This is a genomic window from Syntrophotalea acetylenivorans, from assembly GCF_001887775.1.
In the GTDB taxonomy this organism is placed as follows: domain Bacteria; phylum Desulfobacterota; class Desulfuromonadia; order Desulfuromonadales; family Syntrophotaleaceae; genus Syntrophotalea_A; species Syntrophotalea_A acetylenivorans.
This window is the reverse complement of record NZ_CP015519.1, coordinates 2,518,962-2,534,190: the sequence shown is the minus strand read 5'-3', so window position 1 is coordinate 2,534,190 and position 15,229 is coordinate 2,518,962. Positions and strand designations below refer to the sequence as shown.

Annotated in this window: 12 protein-coding genes; all 12 read left to right on the top strand. The window is 55.8% G+C overall.

The genetic code is table 11. The annotated features are described in order from the left end of the window. The first annotated feature begins 102 nt into the window (after positions 1–102). The 12 genes from A7E78_RS11625 (at position 103) to A7E78_RS11570 (ending at position 15,191) form a co-directional block, all read left to right on the top strand. Positions 103–1,797 (top strand): B12-binding domain-containing radical SAM protein, encoded by a 1,695-nt coding sequence (locus A7E78_RS11625; protein WP_072285141.1) that lies wholly within the window; start codon positions 103–105, stop codon positions 1,795–1,797. Between the two features lie 226 nt (positions 1,798–2,023). Beyond that, positions 2,024–2,794, top strand: a complete 771-nt coding sequence (locus tag A7E78_RS11620) for a TorF family putative porin (RefSeq protein ID WP_072284446.1) — start codon at positions 2,024–2,026, stop codon at positions 2,792–2,794. Positions 2,795–3,000: 206 nt separating this feature from the next. Continuing rightward, positions 3,001–4,122 carry an ABC transporter substrate-binding protein gene (locus A7E78_RS11615; protein ID WP_072284445.1) on the top strand — a complete coding sequence of 374 codons (1,122 nt, stop codon included), beginning with the start codon at positions 3,001–3,003 and terminating at the stop codon, positions 4,120–4,122. A gap of 126 nt (positions 4,123–4,248) precedes the next feature. Continuing rightward, positions 4,249–6,519 carry an ethanolamine ammonia-lyase subunit EutB gene (eutB, locus tag A7E78_RS11610; protein ID WP_072284444.1) on the top strand — a complete coding sequence of 757 codons (2,271 nt, stop codon included), beginning with the start codon at positions 4,249–4,251 and terminating at the stop codon, positions 6,517–6,519. An 89-nt stretch (positions 6,520–6,608) separates the two neighbouring features. Then, a complete protein-coding gene (locus tag A7E78_RS11605; RefSeq protein ID WP_072284443.1) occupies positions 6,609–7,406 on the top strand; it encodes a hypothetical protein in 798 nt (265 codons plus the stop codon). Next, the gene (locus tag A7E78_RS11600) at positions 7,379–8,176 is read left to right on the top strand and encodes an ABC transporter ATP-binding protein (protein ID WP_235606742.1); all 798 of its coding nucleotides are present in this window, start codon (positions 7,379–7,381) and stop codon (positions 8,174–8,176) included. Before A7E78_RS11605 ends, A7E78_RS11600 begins: the two co-directional genes overlap by 28 nt. Before the next feature lie 22 nt (positions 8,177–8,198). Further along, entirely contained in the window at positions 8,199–9,194 is a 996-nt protein-coding gene (locus A7E78_RS11595; RefSeq protein ID WP_158516108.1) for an ABC transporter substrate-binding protein, read from the top strand. Then, entirely contained in the window at positions 9,187–10,239 is a 1,053-nt protein-coding gene (locus tag A7E78_RS11590; RefSeq protein ID WP_072284440.1) for a FecCD family ABC transporter permease, read from the top strand. Before A7E78_RS11595 ends, A7E78_RS11590 begins: the two co-directional genes overlap by 8 nt. 73 nt (positions 10,240–10,312) lie before the next feature. After that, positions 10,313–11,326, top strand: coding sequence for an AAA family ATPase (locus tag A7E78_RS11585; RefSeq protein WP_072284439.1), 1,014 nt, complete (start codon positions 10,313–10,315; stop codon positions 11,324–11,326). Between the two features lie 184 nt (positions 11,327–11,510). Continuing rightward, positions 11,511–12,374 carry a DUF58 domain-containing protein gene (locus tag A7E78_RS11580; protein WP_072284438.1) on the top strand — a complete coding sequence of 288 codons (864 nt, stop codon included), beginning with the start codon at positions 11,511–11,513 and terminating at the stop codon, positions 12,372–12,374. Positions 12,375–12,411: 37 nt separating this feature from the next. Next, positions 12,412–14,073: a hypothetical protein gene (locus tag A7E78_RS11575; protein ID WP_072284437.1), complete on the top strand. Its 1,662-nt coding sequence runs from the start codon at positions 12,412–12,414 to the stop codon at positions 14,071–14,073. Positions 14,074–14,078: 5 nt separating this feature from the next. After that, complete coding sequence (locus tag A7E78_RS11570; RefSeq protein WP_072284436.1) at positions 14,079–15,191, top strand: vWA domain-containing protein; 1,113 nt, start codon at positions 14,079–14,081, stop codon at positions 15,189–15,191. Positions 15,192–15,229 lie beyond the last annotated feature (38 nt).

Below are 15,229 nucleotides of genomic sequence, written 5' to 3'. Positions count from 1 at the left end.
CGCCGGACGCCAGCATAGCACAGGGCCTTAAACAGAGCAATCGCCGTCAAAGAAGGCAAAATAGCTCTTTGTTTGCCAAGGCAGCTTGGTTATGCTGTGGCCATGCGAATCGTACTCACCACCCTGCACAGTAAATATATCCATGCCAGCCTGGCCTTGCCGCTGCTTGGGGCCTATTGCCAAGACATCTGTAACGATTTGCGAATCCGCGAGTTCACCGTTCACGAACCGAAAGAGCAGGTCCTCGGCTCCCTGCTGGCCGAAGAACCTGAGGTCATTGCCTTTTCCGTCTATCTCTGGAATCGGCGCCAGACCTTGGAGCTGGCGGACGCGCTGGTCACGGCCAGACCGAACCTAAGGATCGTGCTGGGCGGCCCGGAAGTTAGTTTCGAAGGGCCGGAGCTACTGGAGACGCACTTCGGCATCAGTGCCTTAATTCGCGGGGAAGGCGAACTCCCCTTGCACGGGTTGCTTGAAGCCTGGCAGCAAGGCCTGGCACCAACGCAGGTGCCGCGGCTGACCTGGCGCGACGGCGACCGTATTTGCGAAAATCCCGACGGCCCATTGCTGACCGACCTGGATGCCATCCCTTCGCCACTGCAATTGGGCCTGATGGACCTGGGACGCGGCTTTGTCTATCTGGAAACCAGCCGCGGCTGCCCCTATCGTTGTGCTTTTTGCATGAGCGCCCTCGACCAAAGGGTGCGGTCCTATTCCATGGCCCGTATCGAACAGGACCTGAAGCTGCTCATGGACAGGCGGGTTGCGAAGGTCAAGCTGGTCGACCGCACCTTCAATTACGACCCCAAGAGAGCTCGCCGCATCTTTGCCTTTATCCTGCAGCACAACCACAGCAGCCACTTTCATTTTGAAATCGGCGGCCACTTGCTCGATGAAAAAACCCTGGAACTTCTCGCAACGGTGCCCAAAGACACCTTCCAGTTCGAAATCGGCGTCCAGTCGACCTTACCCGAGACTTTGCGCACCATCGACCGCCCTGCCGCGCTGGAACTGCTGGAACAAAATGTTCGCCGCCTGCGCCAAATGGGAAATATCCACCTCCATCTCGATCTTATTGCCGGCCTGCCGGGAGAAGACTATGGAGATTTCCTTGCCTCCATCGACCGGGTCGCCGCCCTGCGCCCCCATCATCTGCAACTCGAACCGGTCAAGCTGCTGCCCGGCGCTCCCCTGCGGCACGATGCGGCACGGCACGGTATAAGTTTCGACCCCCATCCGCCCTATAGCGTACTGGCTACTCAGGATCTCAGTTTCACCGAACTGGAGCGCCTGCAGGGGATCGGCCGGTTGCTCGATCTGACCATCAACACGGACCGAGGCCACCACTTTCTGACGGCCCTGAGTGAGGCTTGCGGCTCTTTAAGCAGCGGGCTGGAGCAACTGGAGTCGTTCTGGCGACGCCAGGGGCTGTTTCGCCGCCCCCTCTCCCAGCGGGATCTCTTCAACCAATTATGGACCTTTGTAAACGCCTCTTTCACCGGCCAGCTTCGCGCGCGACTCGGCGAGTGTCTTGGCTGGGACCTGGCAATCAGCGAGCGCATCCCCCAGGAGAAAGCGCCCGATTATCTCGATACCACGCTGACCGACTCGGACAGGCTGCGGGTTCGTGCAAAGATGCAGCGCATCGTGGCCGCCTTGAAGGGCCGGGGCATCAAGGTTCAACATTTAGCGGCCAGGCTTCATCATCAACCCCAGCTCCCCGAAGGCCGCCTGGTCCTCTTTCTCTATTTGACCCGGCCGGGGCGCCCCTTTCAAATCCGCCAACTTCTGCTCTGAAATTCCCGCTGATTGATCTTAAAGCTGCTCCCGCTCCCAGATAACACATCCTGACCAAGCTCCTGAAAATTAATTTAAACATTACCTTTAAAAATCCATCTTTTACGCTAGATTTTTAGATGTGGCTGCTTGCCAAAGGCGAACAATCACATCTTTTAACGGCCAAGCTTGCCCAGGAAGGTCCTGCGACAGGTGTGGTCAGACAATATTTTATGGAGGTAAAGAGATGAAAAAGTTAGCACTTATGCTGATTGCCGTCCTGCTGCTCGGAAGTACCTTTACCGTCAGTTCGCAGGCTGCAATCGAAGTTGAAGGAGACGTCTATGCCGGCATCTGGGACAAGTACATGTGGCGCGGCTTCAACCTGAGCGACAGCCGGCCCACCATCCAAGCCGGCATCGACCTGAGCATCGCCAGTGGCTGGACCCTCAGCACCTGGCACAACTGGCAATTGAAAAGCGGTCCAAATTTCGATTCCGGAGAGCTGAACGAAACGGACGTTATCTTGACCTATGCCTTTGATCTGGGGGACATGATCTCGATGAGTATCGGCGACATCTGGTATTCTCTTGACAACGATCAGTTCGGCGTTACGGAAGACACCAATGAACTGTTTGTCACCGCCACACTCAATACTCTGCTGTCACCAAACCTGAAGGTTTCCTGGGACTGGGATGCCGCGGAAGAAGACGGCCTCTTCTACAGCCTGGACATCAGCCACAGTATCGACCTTGGCCAATGGATGGATAAAACCACCCTTAATCTCGGCGCTCTGGTGTCCTACAACCAGCATGCTGACGGAACCGTTGACGACTACGCCGGCTGGCACAACTACGAGCTGAGCGCGAGCCTCGATTATGCCCTCACCGATCAGCTGACCATCAGCCCGATCTTCATCTTCTCTTCGGGCATCAGCAGCGCCGCCAAGAGTGGTGTTAATAGCGATGGCATCGACACCGAAACGGCAGGAGCCTTGAACCTGACCTTTACCTTCTAAACCCGGAGTCGCGACATCGTCTCCTGATGGAAGAAGAGCTGTCTGCAATTTACTGGTGAGTCGGAGAGGAGTTCAGCTTCTCCTCTCCGTAACTCCTTGCGCTGCAAGCCGCCAAGCTAGACCAACTCCGAACAATCCGAAAAAGGCCTGTTTCGCAGCCGGGCCGCAAAACTCGGCAACAAAGGCAAACAAGACGGGAGGAACACATGGAAAAAGTTCTCTGGAAAGCAATCATCGCCATGGCGTGCGTGCTGGCCACCATGACCCTATTGATGACACCGGGCTGCAAACAGAAACAGGCCGAGGAGGAAAAAACCACCTTGCGCATCACCTGCTGGGCCGGTTATGCCAAGCCTTATGAAGCGGAGTTCAAAGCTCTGGTAAAAGAAAAATATCAGGTCGATGTCGCACTGAGCGTCCACAACCCCACGGACCAGGATGAATTCTTCCTGGCGGTGCAAAACGATACGGCCGACCTCATCTCACCGCCCATCGAACTGCCGAAAACTCCTCGCTTCTATAGCTATGACGAGAGCAATCCCTATCTGCAGCCGGTGGACATTAATAACATCCCCAACTTGAAAAAGATGCTACCGGTTTTCCGCAACGACACCACCCCTATTTATGATGGCCGCCGCTACGGTGTTCCTTACAATTGCGGCCCCTACGGACTGGCCTACAATGCCGATCAGGTAGGAACGGCCCCTGATAGCTGGAATATACTTTGGGATCCGGCGTTCGCCGGCAAATACACGATCAACAATAATTTTCCTAAAGTTAATGTCTGGATTACCGCTCTGGCCCTCGGCTATTCCTACGACGATATTTTCGACATTGACAATTTGGACCGCGCCAAAGTTCAAAAACAACTTGACCTGTTAGCCAAGAACGCAAAGAGCCTCTGGGATGGGGCCGCCAACCCGGCAGAGTTTCCCGAACTGGCTCTGGCCACTACCTGGGGATTTGCCGCCCAGCAAGCCAACATCCAGGGAGGCAACTGGTTGCTGGCCGCACCGAAGGAAGGAGGCAGTGCCTGGATCGATGCCTGGTATATCGGTGCCGGCGCCAAGGGCCTGACCAAACAGTTGGCCGAAGAATGGATCAACTTCATGCTCGCTGAAAAACAACAGGCCGACGTAGTGAAATCCCAGGGGGTCTCGCCGGTTATCACCGATCCCGGCCAAACCCTCAGCGATAAAGAAAAATCCATGTTCCATGTCGGCGACAACGACTACTTCAAAACCGTGGCCCTGTGGCGGGTAATGACCGAAGAAACCGAACAGGCCTTCGGTGCCATGTGGCAGGAAGCCAAAAAAAACAGACCATAATCGGCTCCTGCCGCTGTTTAACCCACGACAGGCAGGACCATTGATTATCCGAGGGCTGAACGCCAAGGAAAATAAATCTCCAGGCTCTTCAGGCCACACGTTCACAGCGCAAAACGGAGGAACGCCATGCGAAAAAGAAGTAAGGTGCTGATCGCTCTCGCCTGCGGAATGGCTGTAGCTTTTCTCGCCTCGACCGTCGGCGCAGTAACTATCAGCAACATTCAACCGGGTGAAGATGTCTTCAGTTATGTAGAAAGAACAAAAGAGGGGTTCGACCAGACCCTCTACCAACAGGTTATCGGGGCCGCCAGTGCTTTCAAAGAAGGGGATGAGGCCATCGGTGTGGCCGCCGACGACGAAGCCAGCCGGGAAAATGCCCGCAGTTTGCTGGCCAGTACCAAGATCAAAGATCTGCTGGCTAAGTCGTTATTCGTCGACGCGCAGGACAAGCTGATCATGGATACCACCGATCCGGCCCAATATGCCAAGGTGAAAAACTGGACCATGGGTGAGCTGAAAACCTTCTTGCTGACCAAATCCGAAGCCGAGATCAAAGGGATCATGTACGGTCTCCACAGTGATATCATCGGCAACGTGGTCAAACTCATGTCCAACGACGAATTGATTCGCATCGGCCAAACGGTCTTTAACCCTCTGCCCGGCTCCAAAATCGGCGCAAAGGGCTACCTCAGCGCTCGAATCCAGCCCAACTCCCCGACGGACAATATCGATGATATCGTCTGGCAGGTTTTTAACGCCTACTCTTTCGCAGTCGGCGATCTGATCGTCGGCACCAACCCCGTCGACAGCCAGCCACACAACGTCGAAGCTGTTGAATTGGCCTTGCGGGACGTCATGCAAACCTTCGGTGTTGATAAAAACAATCCCTGGTGCGTGCTGTCCCATATCGATGTTCAAGCCGAAGTAGAAAAAAACAACCCCGGCTCAACCGCTATCTGGTTCCAGAGCCTGGCCGGCGTCGTGGACGCCAACAAGACCTTCGACCTGACTTTAGAAAAAATGATGGACTACGCAAAAATGCGCACCGGTAAATACGGCCTCTACTTCGAAACCGGCCAGGGCGCCGATTTTACCAACGGCCATGGCAAAGGCTTCGACATGGTGGTCCATGAATCCCGTAAGTACGGCTTCGCCCGTGCCCTCAAGCAGCAGGTAGCCGCGGCCCAGACCGACGGTCAGGGCGCCTGGGTCCATCTTAACGATGTGGCCGGCTTTATCGGCCCCGAGGTCTTTAAAACCCGCGAACAGCTGGTCCGTTGCTGCCTCGAAGATATCGTCATGGGCAAATTGCACGGCCTGATCATCGGCCTCGATATCTGCTCGACCCTGCACATGCCCGTCACTCTTGACGACCTCGACTGGTGCCAGAACCAGATTGCTCCGGCCAATCCGGGCTACCTGATGGCCCTGCCGACCAAAAACGATCCGATGCTCAGCTATCTGACCACCGGTTACCAGGATCATGTCCGGCTGCGTGAGAAGTTCGGTTTCAAAATCGACGACGCCATGTGGGACTTCTTCAAGAAGATCGAGATCATCGACCAGGACGGCAAACCAACGGAACACTTTGGAGACACCCTCTGGGTCTACTACCAGTACCGTTTGGCCAAGGGCGACAACCGGCCGATGAAAGAAGTCTATGCCGAAGGTCAGCAGAAAATTGATCAGGTTCTGGCCCGCAGTGTGCCGTTGGCCCTCGGCTACGGCGAAAACATCTGGGATCTTGAACCGGAAACCGACAAACAGATGCGTGCCCTCTATGACGATGCCAAAGTCAGCCTGTGGGCCGAGTTCACACCCGAGTTCATCGCCACCATTCCCAATGCCGTCAGCATCGCAACAAAATCCGCCGACCGTGAGGACTATGTGGCTCATCCGAGCAGTGGCGAAGAGTTGAATGAAGCCGCCGTGGCAACTTTGGAAAAGTTACGCAATAGTTGGGATGGTCAGAAAGCTCCTGATGTACAGATCGTGATTTCCGACGGGCTGAACTCCAAGGCAATCATGGATGAAGGTCACTTGATGCCCTTTATTCAGGAATTGCGCGCCGAACTGCAGAAGGCCGGCATGACCTCGAGCAAAGAATATGTCGTGGTCACCAACGGCCGAGTCCGCGCCGGCTACAAATGCGGTGAAGTACTGTATAACAAGAGCGCCGAAAAAGCGCCCAAGGCCATCATCCATATCATCGGTGAACGCCCGGGCAGCGGCCATCACGCCTTCTCCGCCTACATCACCCGGGTCGCTCCGGCCACCTGGCAAAAAGCCGGCGCCGTCGACCACGACGTCACCAAGGTCATCTCCGGCATTTCGGATACCGGGCTGCCTCCAGCCAAAGCGGCGCAAGAAACCGTCAAACTGCTGAAGGCGATGTAACCTGCATGTGCAAACTGCTGTATTAAAAATAAGGGGTCCTTTGGGCCCCTTATTTTTTCCTTTATTGTCTTTGCATTGATAGAGATCTTATGAATCAACATCCTCCTGAAAACCATTCCTATGGCTTAATCAGAGACGTGTTGCATAAAACCAGCCTCTGGGGGCACGCTTTGACCCTGAGTCGATTTTACCTGTTTGGCGAAATCGGCAACCTGATGTACACCATCGGCAAGAGTATCCTTGAAGGAGCGGTCCTTTACACCATGTTCTCCATGGCCGAGGGAGAATACAAGGTCGCTGCCATCCTCGGGGTACTCACCAAGTACATCTACCCTGGCATTACCTTCGTCAGCAGTGTTAAGGTATCGGTCTTCGTCGATTATCTGGAGAGTCTGCACGACCAGCGCAGACAACTGGCCAAGTTGATTCGGGCTATGACCCTGATCGGCGGAGGGCAGGCCCTGGGTGCGATCATGCTGGTACTCTGTTATCCGCCCTTTTTCAGTGGCTTGTTTGGCGCCTTTGACTACAGTAAATACCTGCTGATCCTGCTCTATCTGCTGCACCATGTCTGCGACGGCTCGGCTCAGGTGGCCGAAGGGCGGGTCTGGTTCAAGCTGATCGAGATCAAAATTCGCCATGGACGATTGAGCCGGATATCGGACAATTTCTGGGGCATTCACGCCATGTCGCAGAACATCCAACTAATTCTGGGACTGACCCTGTTATGGGGAACCACCCTGGTCACCGGTCTGTTTAGAGACCGTTTGGATGCTGGTGTCATGTGGGGTATTGTCATCGGTGGCATGATGCTGACTGCCCTGGCTAAGTTTGCCCTGCCCCTGGCGTGGAAACTGAATTGGATCGAACCGAAAGCATCTCCATGAACCATCCGCCTTTACTAAAGATCGAAAACCTCCATTTCGCCATCGGCCGCCAGCCGATTCTGCGGGATATCTGCGCCGGATTTGCCGCCGGTGGCATTCATGGCATTATCGGGCCGAACGGCTCGGGCAAATCGACCCTGCTGAAAAACCTCTGCCGCATCTGGCAACCCCAAACCGGCCGGGTGCTCATCGACGGTCAAGATTACCAGCGCATCGGTCGCAAGGCCCTCAGCCGGCTGGTTACCCTGGTGCAGCAGGATACTCGCGTCGATTTTTCCATTTCCGTGACCGACTTCATTGCCATGGGCCGCCATCCCCACCTTCAAAGGCTGCAGGGATTGCGGCAGAGGGATTTGGATATCGTTGAAGACGCCCTGCAGCTCACCGAAACCGTTGAATTACGAGATCGCTGGGTCAACGAACTCTCCGGGGGTGAAGGGCAGCTGGTTAACATCGCCCGGGCTTTAGCCACCGAAGCCCCGTTGATTTTACTGGACGAACCGACCAGCGCCCTGGATATTCGTCACAAGCTCGACATCATGAAGCTGTTGACCGCTCTGCGCAATGGTGGCAAGACGATCCTCATCAGCATTCATGATCTGGAACTGGCCAGACGCTATTGCGATACAATCACCATGCTGGACCAAGGTGGGGTCTATTTTCACGGGCCGACCCTGGAGGCCTTTGCTCAGGAACGGATCAAGGAGGTTTTTCATGTCGATGTGGAGGAGATGCCCAGCGACCGCGGAGTCTCGCTGCTGTTTTATTAGCTGCATTCTGGCGGGACTTCTTTTGCTGATCCTGACCGCCGGCGCTGCAACTGCAGGGCAGGATACTGCCGTCAGGAGCTTCCCGCTGGAGATGGACGCCCTGATGGGTGCATTGACCAATACTTATCGACCGGAACCGGTGGGCCCCACGACCTTTCCGCGCACTGTCGACTACCGCTACCTGGCCTATGACATCGCCCGCGACAGTGTGCAGGAAGAACAACGCAGCACGGTTATCCTCCGTCGGCCGCAGCGTATCATCCCTCAGGCCATCGGCCTCACAGAAATTCTCTGGGCTATCTGCCCGCGGCAGCGCATCATCGCTGTCCATCAGAGCTGCAAGGACCGACGTTTTTCATTTATTGCCGGCCAACTGCCGGAGAATCTGCCGACTTACGGCACCAATGATGCCGAAATCGTCATCGGCCATCATCCAGACCTGGTGCTGACCACCTACTACTCCGACGCCAACTTTCTTCACCAGCTGCAGCAGGCCAAGGTGCCGAACGTACAACTGGGTTTTTTCGGCAATCTGGAGCAAATTGAAGAACAGATACTGCTCATCGGGCAGCTGATCGGCGAAGAACGCAGCGCCCGGCAACTGACCGACACCATGGTGGAAAAAATCAAAGCGATTCAGGCCTATGCCGAATCCCGCCGGGGCGACCGCCCCCCTCTGACAGTGCTCTATTACGACAACATGGGCTACGTCGCCGGACGCAACAGTACCTTTGACGCTATGTGCCGTCTGCTCGGCGTGGTCAATATCGCCACCGCCAAAGGCATCGACTATTTCAAACAGGTCGACTATGAGACGCTGCTGCAATGGAATCCCGATATGATCATCGTGCCCGAGGAAAGCGTCTTTGACCAACAGCTCTACGAAAACCCGATCCTGACTTCGGCCAAGGCGATCCGCCAGCGTAACATCCGCAAGATCCCCAGCGTCTACCTGCTCAGCGCCTCCCAATATCTGGTGGCGAGCACTAACTATTTGGCCGGACTGATTTATGAATGACCACCCTTCCCGCCGCCGGCACCCCGCCGGCTTCATCGTTTTCATAACAACCGCGCTGATTTTACTGGCAGGGCTGTTTCTCTCGGTGCGTCTCGGCCCCTGGGACATTGGCCTGAGCGACATCACTCAGGTTCTGGCAGCCAAGCTCTTGGGCCTCGGCTCCGCTCCCGACCCGGCTACGGAAGCCATCATCTGGTATGGCCGGGTGCCCCGTACCCTGACCGGAGCTCTGGTCGGTTTCGCCCTCGGCTGTGCCGGCACCATCATGCAGGGGATCTTTAAAAACCCCATGGCCAGTCCGGGAGTGATCGGCACCAGTTCCGGCGCCGCCCTGGGAGCCGTCAGTGCCATCTATTTTGGACTGGCAACTACAAATATCTATGCCGTGCCGGCCTTTGCCGTAACATTCGCCTTTCTTTCCATGCTCATCGTTCTGCTCATCGCCACTACCGGCGGTCTGACCTCCCGCTACACCCTGTTGCTGGCAGGCATCGCCTTCAATGCCATTTTCAGCGCGATGACCTCATTGCTTATAGTTTTATCGACGGATCAGTTCGACATGGCCCGCAAGATCGTCGGCTGGCTGATGGGTGATTTGACCAACCGCTCCTGGGAGCATGTGCAGATTGTACTGATTATCGCCCTGCTCGGGTCGCTGGCTTCCCTGCTCTATGCCCGCGATCTCAATATCATCATGCTCAGCGAGGAGATCGCCGCTAACCTCGGAGTCAACGTCTTCTGGTCGCGCAGCGTACTATTGTTTCTCGCCGCCATGCTCACCGGCGGCGCTATCGCCGTGGCCGGAGCGATCGGCTTCGTCGGCCTGGTCGCCCCACACATCATGCGCAGCTTCATCGGCTCGGACAACCGCATGCTAATACCCGCAGCCGGTATGCTCGGCGCCGCATTGGTGGTCTATTCAGACTGCGTGGTACGCCTTTGGGGCGGTGGCGGGCTGCGCATCGGTGTGCTGACCGCGCTACTCGGCGGACCCTTTTTTCTTCACCTGATCATCCGGGACCGCAAAAAATTTGTATACTTCTAGGAGGTTGTAGAGCTCAACAGCCCGAAACAAAAAATCGACTGTTCGAGCTCAGATTTTTGAGAGGATAGAATTCATGACCTCTGCCGCCCAAAGCCCGGATACCGATACTCGCTCTCAAAGCGAATCCTTCCGCCGGCAATTGCAGCAGGCCGAAGCCGAAATCAGCAAGGTAATCATCGGTCAACAGCGGATGATCCAGACTATTTTCTGCGCCCTGCTGGCCAGGGGCCACGTCCTTCTCGAAGGGGTTCCCGGCCTGGCTAAAAGCCTCACTGTAGCGACCTTTGCCCGCCTGATCGGCGGAACCTTCAAACGCATCCAATTCACTCCCGATAAACTGCCCAGCGACATCACCGGGACCACCGTCTATAACCAGGCGACTTCGACCTTTTCCTTCAATCAGGGACCGGTGTTCTGCAACATTCTGCTGGCCGATGAAATCAACCGCGCGGCACCCAAGGTCCAGTCTGCCTTACTCGAGGCCATGCAGGAAAAGGTCGTCAGCATCGATCGCGACCAACATCCGCTGCCCGAGCTTTTCATGGTACTGGCCACCATGAACCCGGTGGAGCAACTCGGTACCTATCCCCTTTCGGAAGCCCAACTCGATCGTTTTATCGCCAAGGTCGAACTCTCCTACCCCGCGCAGTCTGATGAAGCACAGCTGCTGCACAAAAAAAGTCGCAACTTCGAGGCTCTGCAAAAAGCCGTACCGCAGTTACTGACGACGACGCAGGCTTTGGCCATGCAGAACCATGTGGCCGACAAAGTCAGCATCTCCGATCGGGTCATTAACTACCTTTTAGAAATCTGCCTGCGCACCCGTCCCCAATCGATCCACGCCAACAGCGCGGTCCGCAAATACATCACAGTTGGTGTGTCGCCTCGCGGCGGCGAACATTTAATCGCTTTTTGCAAAGGACACGCATTTTTGGAGGGCCGCGATTTTGTCTCTTTTGAAGATGTCGATGCCTGCGCCGCCGAGGTACTCGGTCATCGCTTGATTTTAAGCGATGCAGCATTTCTTGAAGGAATCCGACCGACCGAACTGATAAGGGAGATTATCAGCGGCATCATCCCCTATTGACTGACAGGTTGGAGTTAAGGACTAAAAAACTATTCACCGCAGAGAGCGCAAAGTAACCCGGCAAAATGCTTTGACCCTGATATTTGTTCTTCTCTGCGACCTCTGCGGTAAAAGCCCTGGTCTTGAATGAGTTTGGCAAGGCGACAAACCCGGCGAAACTGTTGGAAGAGGAGTAAAGCCAACCATGAAGCCCCGCTACCGATTCAACATCCAGCCCAAGTATCCCCCCCACCAGCCTCTCGCTGGTGATTGGGCCGGGGTCGAAAAGGGCACCGGATACGAATTCTGGGGATTACGCAGATACCTGCCGGGAGATAACTGTGGTCATATCGACTGGAAGGCCCGGGCCCGAAGCGGTGAGCTTTACGTAAGGGAATTCCTGCAGGACAGTGCTTACACGCTCATGCTGTTGGTCGACGTCAGCGCTTCGATGGGATTTGGAGATAAACGTTCCCTCGCTCAGGATATCGCCGCCAGCCTGGCCTACAGCGCCCTGCAAAACAGCAATCCCTGCGGCCTGCTGCTGTTCGCCGACCGGGTCATCGATTATCAGGCCCCTAACGCTTCGGCCCGGCAATATCAGCGTCTGCGCAGCATGCTGCAAAAGTCCCGTCCTGTAGACTGCCACGAGACCAGGCTGCAGTCCGCTATCGATCATCTCACCAACTTGCTGCCATCCTGCCTGGGTGTCATTCTTTCCGACTTTCACGACCGGCCGGGGTCTTTGAACGCTCTGCACAGCGTCGCCGCCAGCGATCGCTCTGTCGCTCACGAGATCCTGGCCCTGCATCTCCTTGAAGAGGTGGAATGGCAACTACCGGACCTGACCGGCCAGGTGCCATTGCAGGACCTGGAAACAGGCGAGGAATTGAATCTCGACCTGGCGCAGCAGCAACGTTACCAAGTCGCCGTGCACCGTTGGCGGCAGCACCGAATAAAACAGCTCGCCAGGGCGGGCATCGACTCTACGGTCATTATCAACGGCCAGGACAATGTGCAGGAAAAGATCAACGCCTTTTTCGCCAGAAGGCTGGCAGCCAGAGTTTAATCCCGGGGCGAAGATCAACAACCGAAACGGATAGATGATGTCACCTTCCAATAAAGCTCATAACCACCGTTACTCGGCCCGAGCCTGGTATCGGGATCTTTACCGATTTTTCTACCTTGCCGGCTTATGGCTTTTTCTGCTGTCACAAGGGCCTTTTTGTAATGCCATGGCCGCAGCCCCGACCGCCCTTGAAGAGTTGGCTTCTGAACAAACCAGCTGCTTTGACCACATCTGGCAAATGGCCCATGACCACCCCTGGTATCTCGATTCAGAAGGCCAACAAGTCGCACCCGAGGTCGCTCGAGACTGGTTAATTGTCAGATTTCGCGAGCCCGGGGCGAGTCCCCGACAGGTCAAAGACTTTTACAGCCGCTACCGGGAAGCTTTCGATGGTCTGGTGGAAACACCCGATGCAGCGAAATCAGCGGCCGCCTACAGGTTAAGACAGGGGCTCCCCTACGGGCTTTTCGATGCTCTGCTGCAGCGATGGCGAAAGGACCCGCAGGTACACAGCATCCAGCCGGCCTGGCGAATCGAACAGCAACTGTATGTCCCCCTCGACAAAATCGAGATAAAATGGAAGACGACCACCGGCGAGCAGGCCCGACACCGATTGCTTGAAAAAGCCGAAGCCTTGCAGGGGTTGGTCACCAAAGGACCCAATACCGATATAGCGACGATCGATCCCTGTCGGCGCCTTGCCTGGCAAACCGCCGCGTTACTTGGCGAGGACTTGTATGTCGCCAGCGCCGTTCCGCTTAAAAGGCCCTTGACCCCACCGGTAACTATTCAATTCCTTCTCGACCGACCGGGGGCCATGTCTGGCATGCCAATGCCTTTTAACCTGGAGATCCACTTCGCTGAGGGAATCAAAATCGACGCGGCCACCATTGCCAATCTCAACCTCAATCCCAGCGGCATTTTTCATAACCTTTACGAAATCAGCTACGATCATCCTCTCAGTGCCATCGATCTGTCCCACAGTCCCATTCGCATAACCGGGACCCTGCGAATCTACGCCTCTGGCGATTACCAACTTCCGGCCCTGCCGGTCTATTTCACCGACCACCGGACGGACGATGCAAGCCCCGTAACTATTCGCACTGACTTTGTATCGATCCGCATTGCCTCCATGGTCCCCGAAGGAGAAGATGATTACCGCCTGCAAATCGCTGCCCCCGGCCCCCTCTCGAAGGTCGTCGATACAGAACTAAGCGTCCGCCTGAAAAAGGCCGTGGCCATGAGTATTGCCGGCCTTTTGTTGCTGGCCGCCGGAATTATCGTCTGGCTTCGCATTCCGTCCCACCCGGTCAATAAAGCGGAACAGGTGGTCCGTGCCCGGCTGCAAAAACATCACGCAAACCTTGTCGACAAACTTAAAAACGCCCCTTCCTCCCTGCAACTGGCGGATTGGGCGGAACTGGGCAACGCTCTACAAACACTTCTGGCCGAATACGCAGGACTGTCGCCCGCAACCAGCGGTGGCAGCCACAGTTCATTTTTGTCTCAGATGACCGGCAGGCTCTCCAACAACGAAATACGGCAGGCGGAAGCCATACTCAAGGGCATTGAACATCTGTTGGCATCCGAACACCCCGACGCTGAACAGCGTCGCAATCTGCTGGCACAGGCAGAGAACCTGCTCACCGACCTGGCAAAGAGAAGGCCCGAGCGGCAACCGGAGACGGAGGTCCTTTAACATCCATGCCGGATCTTGAACTGGAATATCCTTTAGCCTTGCTGGCCTTGTTACTCCTGCCCCTGATCGTGTGGCTGCGACAGCGCACTCGCAGCAGGACGCCCTTTCCGTCCGTCGGGGTTCACCTGCGGGGACTGCAACCCACCTGGTGGAAAAGACATTATGACAACATTATTTTTTCGGCGGTATTTATCAGCCTCATTCTGGCCTTGGTCAATCCGGGCTATGCCCGCCGTAGCGTAGAAGAGTACATCGAATCGAAATGGATCATCCTGACCCTTGACCTGTCGGGTTCTATGAGAAGGCAGATCGATCGTTTTTCCCGGCTGACCGTCGGCGACATTGCCCTCGATGGCCTCGAATCCTTTGTCGATCTGCGCCGGGAAGGGGACTATATCGGCCTGGTGGCTTTTTCCAGTTTTGCCCGACTTCTGGCGCCATTGACTTCAGATCGGGCACTGTTAAAAAGAAAGTTGGACCTGGTCCGCAGCCAAAATCGATCGCGAATCTATCGGGAGCTGGGAGCCGGCGGCGGCACCAATGCCTCGGAGGCGGTCTGGCTGGCCTTGTCCGTGTTCTTCTCCATGTTGCCGGAAGACCGGCGTTTGACCACCGAAGAGATTGCCGGTTTACGCCAGTTCCTCCTCGGTGAACCCGGTACCCTGCTCGATATTCCGCTCAAACTGCGACGCAGCGGCCTGGGCGCCGGCATGGCGGTTATTCTCTTTACCGATGGTCGCATCGAACCCCGTTTGCGGGCTCATGTGCGGCGCGGTCAATTACCGAACCTGGTGAATGTCATAACCTTGATGAAAGCCCTTGATATGCGCTTTTACATTATTGCCATAGGCGGTCAGGTCGATGAAACCGTTGCAAAAGCGATGGACCCAGTCGCCGACCAACCTCCTGTTGGAAAGATTTTCCCATTGGCCAGAGGCCTTGATCGGGAACAGATCCAGCAAGTTTACCGCGAAATTGACGCCTTAGAGGCGAATCGAAATCTGATCCGCGCTACGATCCGACCCCGCTGGACCCGTCCCTGGTTTATCACCGCGGCACTGGGACTTATATTCCTTGGCATGGGGCTTCGTACCCTGCCGGGATACCGGAAACCTTAATTTCTGAAGCGAGCCATATACCTTTCGGCTTTTTTACG

What these genes read in the sequence shown, in the direction of transcription:
- A7E78_RS11620 (WP_072284446.1), top strand. Translation starts at nt 2,024, where the DNA reads ATGAAAAAGTTAGCACTTATGCTGATTGCCGTCCTGCTGCTCGGAAGT.
- A7E78_RS11570 (WP_072284436.1), top strand. Translation starts at nt 14,079, where the DNA reads ATGCCGGATCTTGAACTGGAATATCCTTTAGCCTTGCTGGCCTTGTTA.
- A7E78_RS11605 (WP_072284443.1), top strand. Translation starts at nt 6,609, where the DNA reads ATGAATCAACATCCTCCTGAAAACCATTCCTATGGCTTAATCAGAGAC.
- A7E78_RS11615 (WP_072284445.1), top strand. Translation starts at nt 3,001, where the DNA reads ATGGAAAAAGTTCTCTGGAAAGCAATCATCGCCATGGCGTGCGTGCTG.
- A7E78_RS11575 (WP_072284437.1), top strand. Translation starts at nt 12,412, where the DNA reads ATGTCACCTTCCAATAAAGCTCATAACCACCGTTACTCGGCCCGAGCC.
- A7E78_RS11625 (WP_072285141.1), top strand. Translation starts at nt 103, where the DNA reads ATGCGAATCGTACTCACCACCCTGCACAGTAAATATATCCATGCCAGC.
- A7E78_RS11580 (WP_072284438.1), top strand. Translation starts at nt 11,511, where the DNA reads ATGAAGCCCCGCTACCGATTCAACATCCAGCCCAAGTATCCCCCCCAC.
- A7E78_RS11590 (WP_072284440.1), top strand. Translation starts at nt 9,187, where the DNA reads ATGAATGACCACCCTTCCCGCCGCCGGCACCCCGCCGGCTTCATCGTT.
- A7E78_RS11585 (WP_072284439.1), top strand. Translation starts at nt 10,313, where the DNA reads ATGACCTCTGCCGCCCAAAGCCCGGATACCGATACTCGCTCTCAAAGC.
- eutB (WP_072284444.1), top strand. Translation starts at nt 4,249, where the DNA reads ATGCGAAAAAGAAGTAAGGTGCTGATCGCTCTCGCCTGCGGAATGGCT.